Here is a 6,069-nt window from a genome sequence, read left to right as displayed (position 1 = left end):
CAGCGCCCCGTGGGCGAAGTTGGGGATGTGCAGGATGCCGTAGACCAGCGTCAGCCCCAGCGCCACCAGGCTGTACACGCTGCCCAGCGTCAGCCCGTTCAACAGCTGCTGGAAAAAGATGTTCAAGGCGTCGCTCCTCCCTGATGGAAGCGGTTGTTCTTGTCGTTCAGGCGTTTTCTTCGGCGGGCTCCGGCATTTCTGCGAAGCGGTTGGTGTGGTAGTCGCCGTCGCCGAGCCAGTGGTCGATCATGACGAGGCGCTTGGCGTAGTGCGACACCGCCGCCTCGTCGGTCATGCCCATGCCGCCGTGCATCTGGATCGCCTGCTCGGCCACGAAGCGCCCGGCCGCGCCGATCAGCGCCTTGGCCGCCGACACCCGGCGCTCGCGCGCGTCGCGTCCCAGCTCCAGGCTGCACGCCCCCAGGATCGCCATCGAGCGCGCCTGCTCCAGCGCGATGCGCATGTCCACCATCCGGTGCTGCAGCACTTGGTTGCGGCCGATCGGGGCGCCGAACTGCTGGCGCGTCTTCAGGTACTCCAGCGTCAGCTCGCACGCCTGCTCCATGGCGCCCACCGCTTCCGCGCACAGCGCCACGCAGCCGGTCGCCAGCACCGCCTCCAGCGCGTCCGCCGCCCCGCCTTCCGGGCCGACCAGCTCGCCCGTGGCGTCGGCCAGCGTGACCTCCGCCGCGCGCAGCCCGTCGATGGTGGCGTAGCCGCGCACGCTCACGCCGGCCTGCTTCGGATCGACCAGGAACACCGACACGCCGTCACGGTCGTCCACGCCGCCCGCCGTGCGCGCCGTCACCAGCAGTTTGCCGGCGCTGTCGCCGTGCAGCACCACCGCCTTGGCGCCCGTCAGCGCCCAGCCCCCGCCGGCCCGTTCCGCCCGCGTGCCGACCCACAGCGGCTCGTAGCCGCCGTCCGGCTCGGCGTAGGCCAGCGCCAGCGTCGCCGCCCCGCCGATGACATCCGGCAGGATGGCCTCGCGCTGCGCCGCGCTGCCCAGCCGGGCCAGCAGCCCGCCGCCCAGCACCACCGTGGCCAGGTACGGCTCCAGCGTCAGGCCGCGCCCGAACGCCTGGTGCAGCAGCAGCAGCTCCACCCCGCCGCCGCCGATGCCGCCGTCGTCTTCCGAGAACGGCACCGACAAGAGCCCCAGCTCGGCCAGCAGGCCCCACACCTCGGCGCCGTAGCCCGGCGCCTCCTTGGCGTACCGGCCGCGCTGCTCGAAGCCGTAGCGCTCGCGCACCAGCCGGCTCACCGTGTCCTCGAGCATGCGCTGCTCGTCGTTGAGGGAGAAGTCCATGGCAGCGCTCCTCACAGGCCTAGGATCATCTTGGCGATGATGTTCTTCTGGATCTCGTTCGAGCCGCCGTAGATCGACAGCTTGCGGCGGTTGAAGTACTGCGCCGCCAAGGGGGCGGCGTACGCCGGCCCGACCGGCTCGGCGTTGCTGCCGGCCTCCAGCGCGTCGGGCAGGAAGGGCAGGGCGTGCGGCCCCACTGCACGGCGCAGCAGGTCGGTGATCGCCTGCCGGATCTCGGTGCCGCGCACCTTGAGGATCGAGCTCTCCGCCCCCGGCACGCCGCCGCCCTGCACGGCGGCCACGACGCGCAGGTTGGTCATCTCCAGCGCCATCAGGTCGATCTCCACCTCGGCCAGACGGCGGCGGAAGGCGGGATCCTGGATCAGCGGCCGCCCGGCCCGCGTCTGCCGCCGGGCCACGTCCTTCAGGTGGCGCAAGGCCGCCTTGGCCATGCCCACCCCGGCGATCCCCGTGCGCTCGTAGGTCAGCAGGTACTTGGCACAGGTCCAGCCCTTGTTCTCCGGACCCACTAGGTTGCCCACCGGCACCCGCACGTCGTCGAAGAACACCTCGTTGACCTCGTGCTCGCCGTCCAGCGTGATGATCGGGCGCACCGTCACCCCGGGGCTCTTCATGTCGACCAGCAGGAACGAGATGCCCTCCTGCTGCTTCGCCGCCGGGTCCGTACGGACAAGGCAGAAGATCCAGTCGGCGTGCTGGCCCAGCGTCGTCCAGGTCTTCTGCCCGTTGACCACGTAATGGTCGCCGTCGCGCACCGCGCGCGTCTTCACCGAGGCGAGGTCGGAGCCCGCCCCCGGTTCCGAATAGCCCTGGCACCACCAGTCGGTGCCGTCCAGGATGCGCGGCAGGTAATGGCGCTTCTGCGCCTCGGTGCCGAATTTGATGATCACCGGCGCCACCATGCTGACGCCGAAGGGGATGATCTGCGGGGCGCCGGCCGCCGCGCACTCCTCGTCGAAGATGTGGCGCTGCACGGCACCCCAGCCGGTGCCGCCGTACTCCGTGGGCCAGTGCACGGCCAGCCAGCCGCGGGCGTTCAGCGCCGCGTGCCAGCGCACGTGGTCGGCGCGCGCCAGCCGCTTGCCCTCGCGCACCTTGGCGGCGATGTCGGCCGGCAGGTGCTCCTTCAAAAAGCCCCGCACCTCGGCGCGGAAGGCCTGCTCCTCGGCGGTGTAGGTGATGTCCATCGCGTCCTCCCTCACGCAACCTCGAACAGGCCGGCGGCGCCCATGCCGCCGCCCACGCACATGGTGACCACGACGCGCTTCGCCCCGCGCCGCTTGCCCTCGATCAGCGCGTGCCCGGTCAGGCGCGCGCCGGTGACGCCGTACGGATGCCCGATGGCGATCGAGCCGCCGTTGACGTTCAGGCGCTCCATCGGGATGCCCAGCTTGTCGCGGCAGTACAGCACCTGACACGCGAAGGCCTCGTTCAGCTCCCACAGGTCGATGTCGTCGACCGTCAGGCCGTGGCGCTCCAGCAGGCGCGGGATGGCGTAGACCGGGCCGATGCCCATCTCGTCCGGCTCGCAGCCCGCCACCGCCAGCCCGCGGAAGATCCCCAGCGGCTGCAAGCCGCGCTTCTCGGCCAGCTTCGCGTCCATGACCACGCAGGCCGAGGCGCCGTCGGAGAACTGGCTGGCGTTGCCGGCGGTGATGAAGTGCTCCGGCCCGCGCACCGGCTCCAGCTTGGCCAAGCCCTCCAGCGTCGTGTCGGGGCGGTTGCACTCGTCCTTCGCCAGCGTGACCGCCTCCTCGCGGGTCTCGCCGGTGGCCTTGTCCTGCACCAGCTTGACGGTGCTCAGCGGCACGATCTCCTGGTCGAACAGGCCGGCGGCCTGGGCGGCGGCGGTGCGCTGCTGGCTGATGAGGGAGTATTCGTCTTGTGCTTCCCGGCTGATGCCGTAGCGCCTGGCGACGATGTCGGCGGTCTCGATCATCGTCAGGTAGACGTCGGGCTTGTGCTCCTTCAGCCAGGGATCTTGCCCCAGGTGCTTGTTGGCGTTGTTCTGGATCAGGCTGATGGATTCCAGCCCGCCGGCGACCATCACCGGCACCTTGTCGACGATGACGCGCTGGGCGGCCATGGCGATGGCCTGCAAGCCGGACGAGCAGAAGCGGTTGATGCTGGTGCCGGCCGTGGTCACCGGCAGGCCGGCGCGCAGGGCGCACAGGCGGGCCATGTTCTTGCCCTGCGGCCCCTCGTGGAAGGTGGCGCCCAGGATGACGTCCTCGACCTCGGCCGGGTCGATCCCGGCGCGGGCGACGGCGTGGCTGATGACGTGCCCGCCCAGCGTGACGCTGTGCGTGTTGTTGAAGGCGCCGCGGAAGGACTTGGCCAGCGGCGTGCGCGCGGTGGAGACGATGACGGCTTCGGTCATGGGATAGGGGCTCCGGGTGGCGTTTGCCCCCACCCCCTCCCTCCCCCGCTGCGCAGGGGAGGGGGCCGGATCCTTGCCCTCCCCTGCACAGCGGGGGAGGGAGGGGACCCACGAAGTGGGGAGGGTGGGGGCAACCCGCGGGTTACAGGTCGCTGAAGCTCTTGCCTTCGCGGGCGAGGCGCGCGAGGAGCGGCGAGGGCTCCCACTGCTTGCCGCCCAGCGTGGCGTGATAGCGCTGGATCGCCGCGTGCACCGTCGCCAGCCCGATCCGGTCGGCCCAGAACATCGGCCCGCCGCGGTACGACGGGAAGCCGTAGCCGTAGATCCAGATGACGTCGACGTCGAGCGCGCGCGCGGCGATGCCTTCCTCCAGGATCTTGGCACCCTCGTTCACCATCACGTACAGGCAGCGCTCCAGGATCTCCTGGTCGGTGATCTCGCGCGGCGTGATGCCCTTCTCGGCGCGGTAGGCGGCGATCAGCGCGTCCACCTCGGGATCCGGGCGCGGGGTGCGGTCGCCGGGCTCGTAGCGGTAGACGCCGGCCCCGGTCTTCTGGCCGAAGCGGCCCTGCTCGGCCAGCTTGTCCACCCAGTTGGGCGCCTGCGCCTCGGGGTCGCCGGCCTTGCGGCGCTCCTCGCGGATGCGCCAGCCGACGTCGATGCCGGCCAGGTCGCCCATGGCGAACTGGCCCATCGGGAAGCCGAAGCCGGTGAGCACCTTGTCCACCTGGCTCGGCGAGGCGCCCTCCTCGACCAGCGCCACCGCCTCGCGGCCGCGCTGGTGCAGCATGCGGTTGCCGACGAAGCCGTAGCAGACGCCGACCAGCACGCCGACCTTGCCGATGGTCTTGGAGACCTCCATCACGGTGGCCACCACGTCGTCGGCGGTCTTCGCCCCGCGCACGTTCTCCAAGAGCTTCATGACGTTGGCCGGGCTGAAGAAGTGCATGCCCACCACGTCCTGCGGCCGGGAGGTCGCGGCGGCGATCTCGTTCACGTCCAGCGTCGAGGTGTTGGTGGCCAGGATGGCGCCCGGCTTGCAGACCTTGTCGAGCGTGGCGAAGATCTCCTTCTTGATGGCCATGCTCTCGAACACCGCCTCGATCACCAGGTCGGCGTCCGCGAGGTCGTCGTAGGACAGCGTCGGGCGGATCAGCGCCAGGCGCGCCGCGACCTGCTCGGCGGTCAGGCGGCCCTTCTTGGCCGTGGCCTCGTAGTTGCGGCGGATGACGCCCAGCCCGCGCTCCAGCGCTTGCGGGTCGGCCTCCAGCAGGAAGACGGGGATGCCGGCGTTGGCGAAGCACATGGCGATGCCGCCGCCCATGGTGCCGGCACCGATGACGGCGGCGAGCTTGACCGGCCGGGTCGGCGTGCCGGCCGGCAGGCCGGGCACCTTGGCGCTCTCGCGCTCGGCGAAGAAGGCGTGGATCAGGCCGGCGCGCTGCGGCGAGGCCATGCAGTCGAGGAAGAGCTCGCGCTCCTTGGCCATGCCCTCGGCGAACGGCAGGGTGCAGGCGGCCTCCACCGCGTCGACGCAGCGGTGCGGCGAGTGCAGGTTGCGCGCGGTCTTCGCCAGCTTGGCGCGGGCCTCGGCGAAGACCGCCGGATCGACGCCGGTGACCTTCTCGTTGCGGGCGCTGACCGGCACGGCGGCCAGCCCTTCGTCGCGCACGCGCTGGCAGAAGCGCAGCCCGGCCTCGAGCGCGGAGTCGCCGTCGTCGAGCGCATCCACGATGCCCAGCTCCAGGGCGGCGGACGCCGACAGCGGGTCGCCGGAGAGGATGATGTCCAGCGCCTTGGCCGGGCCGGTGAGGCGGGGCAGGCGCTGGGTGCCGCCGGCGCCGGGCAGCAGGCCGAGCTTGACCTCCGGCAGCCCGACCCTGGCGGTGCGCAGCGCCACGCGGAAGTGGCAGCCCAGCGCCACCTCCAGCCCGCCGCCCAGCGCCGTGCCGTGGATGGCGGCGACGACCGGCTTGGGTGCGGCGTCGAAGCGGGCGATGACGTCGGGGAGGATGGGCGGCTGGGAGGGCTTGCCGAACTCGCGGATGTCGGCGCCGGCCATGAAGGTGCGCCCCGCCGCGACCAGCAGCAGCACGTCGGCGTGCGCATCGGCCAGGCCGGCGTCGAGGGCCTCCACGAGGCCGGTGCGCACGCCGTGGCCGAGCGCGTTGACGGGCGGGTAGTCGACGGTGATGACGCCGGTGCGCCCCTGGCGGGCGTAGCTGACGAGGGTGCTCATGCGGACTGCGTGCCTTTCTCCCCAGAGGACCCGCCTTGTTCCCCGCGCGCCGCCCTCACGCGGAGGGAGGGCGCGCACCGGCCGGCGGGCGACCGGGGCGCACTGTAGCAGACCCACATG

Annotated in this window: 5 protein-coding genes; all 5 read right to left on the bottom strand. The window is 71.7% G+C overall.

Annotation, left to right across the window (positions count from 1 at the left end; genetic code table 11):
* A partial coding sequence (locus VED21_RS06065) for an ABC transporter permease subunit (RefSeq protein ID WP_414638156.1) occupies window positions 1–102 on the bottom strand: 102 nt, incomplete at its 3' end.
* A gap of 64 nt (window positions 103–166) precedes the next feature.
* Entirely contained in the window at window positions 167–1,309 is a 1,143-nt protein-coding gene (locus VED21_RS06060) for an acyl-CoA dehydrogenase (protein WP_324881427.1), read from the bottom strand.
* An 11-nt stretch (window positions 1,310–1,320) separates the two neighbouring features.
* Window positions 1,321–2,517, bottom strand: coding sequence for an acyl-CoA dehydrogenase family protein (locus VED21_RS06055; RefSeq protein WP_324881426.1), 1,197 nt, complete (start codon window positions 2,515–2,517; stop codon window positions 1,321–1,323).
* Window positions 2,518–2,528: 11 nt separating this feature from the next.
* On the bottom strand, window positions 2,529–3,710 hold the full coding sequence (locus tag VED21_RS06050) for an acetyl-CoA C-acyltransferase (protein WP_324881425.1): 1,182 nt from the start codon (window positions 3,708–3,710) through the stop codon (window positions 2,529–2,531).
* Window positions 3,711–3,852: 142 nt separating this feature from the next.
* Entirely contained in the window at window positions 3,853–5,949 is a 2,097-nt protein-coding gene (locus VED21_RS06045) for a 3-hydroxyacyl-CoA dehydrogenase NAD-binding domain-containing protein (protein WP_324881424.1), read from the bottom strand.
* Window positions 5,950–6,069 lie beyond the last annotated feature (120 nt).

The organism is Azospirillum sp. (assembly GCF_035627195.1).
Lineage (GTDB): Bacteria > Pseudomonadota > Alphaproteobacteria > Azospirillales > Azospirillaceae > Azospirillum.
Note: the sequence above shows the minus strand (reverse complement) of the source record. Positions and strands in the feature narration are given on the sequence as shown.

Coding starts and splice junctions, on each gene's coding strand:
- VED21_RS06060 (WP_324881427.1), bottom strand. CDS start 1,309: ATGGACTTCTCCCTCAACGACGAGCAGCGCATGCTCGAGGACACGGTG.
- VED21_RS06055 (WP_324881426.1), bottom strand. CDS start 2,517: ATGGACATCACCTACACCGCCGAGGAGCAGGCCTTCCGCGCCGAGGTG.
- VED21_RS06050 (WP_324881425.1), bottom strand. CDS start 3,710: ATGACCGAAGCCGTCATCGTCTCCACCGCGCGCACGCCGCTGGCCAAG.
- VED21_RS06045 (WP_324881424.1), bottom strand. CDS start 5,949: ATGAGCACCCTCGTCAGCTACGCCCGCCAGGGGCGCACCGGCGTCATC.